The sequence below is a fragment of the Mycobacterium colombiense genome (assembly GCF_001665835.1).
Lineage (GTDB): Bacteria > Actinomycetota > Actinomycetes > Mycobacteriales > Mycobacteriaceae > Mycobacterium > Mycobacterium colombiense_A.
In genome coordinates, this window is sequence record NZ_LZSX01000026.1 from 1 (window position 1) to 876 (window position 876).

An 876-nucleotide genomic window follows, 5' to 3' on the forward strand; every position below is an offset into this window, starting at 1 on the left:
CGACCGTGGGGTTTCTTTTGACGCCGCTTCTCAGCTGCCAGAGATAGGCCGGACTGATCGATACGCCGGTTTTCTTGCTGATAGCCGCCGCGGCGGCGGCGTTGGACAGCGGGGCCGTGCCGGCCTTCCGCATGACCTCGAAAAGCTTGGTCAACCTGAGCGCGAGATCAGAGTCGTTGTCAGCACCGCCACCGGCTGGCGCTTCGTCTGGCCCGCTGCCGCGATCCAATGCACTCTCATCTCATTCCAACGCGATCATCGTGTACTCACGTTACCAGCCGCCTAGCGCTGAATCCACCGAGAACCCGGCCTGACCTTGGTCGTTGGCCCCCGGAAAGGGGCGGCCGCCGCGGTCGGCGCCTTGACCGCCGACGAGCCCCGGCGGCATGATGAAGCTCGCAGGCGGTCGGCGCAAACTCGTCGATGCGGCGTTCCAGCTGGCAGGATCGTCCGTCTGCCACGCACATCGTCGGTACGAACTTCCTTCTGCGCGAAAGGGTTTGGGCTCAGAAACGCAAATGCGGACGGATGCGGATACCGGCTCTGAGGTTGCGCGCCCTTGCACCGCGGTAACCGTCCGGGGCGACGATTCGGGAGGCCATCGGCAAACGGCCAGGTTGTAACATGGGCAAAACTTGTTGGCGTGCGCATGAAACGGAAGACCATTGGGAGTCGACGATGTCCAGGCCGAAGGGCCGGATAACGGCGAGTTGGCATCGCGTTTGACGAAGCTTTTCGAGGTCATGCGGAAGGCCGGCGCGGCCCCGCTGTCCAACGCCGCCGCCGCGGCGGCTATCAGCAAGAAAACCGGCGTATCGATCAGTCCGGCCTATCTCTGGCAGCTGAGAAGCGGCGTCAAAAGAAACCCCACGGTCG

At 63.7% G+C, this 876-nt stretch carries 2 pseudogenes; one reads left to right on the forward strand and one right to left on the reverse strand.

Features of this window, described 5'->3' with window-relative positions:
* Nucleotides 1-229 (reverse strand): annotated as a pseudogene (locus A5760_RS27200) (XRE family transcriptional regulator); the annotation flags it as partial.
* 436 nt (nucleotides 230-665) lie between these two features.
* On the opposite strand from A5760_RS27200, the pseudogene A5760_RS05490 reads away from it, so the two are divergent.
* Nucleotides 666-876: pseudogene (locus tag A5760_RS05490) on the forward strand (XRE family transcriptional regulator); the annotation flags it as partial.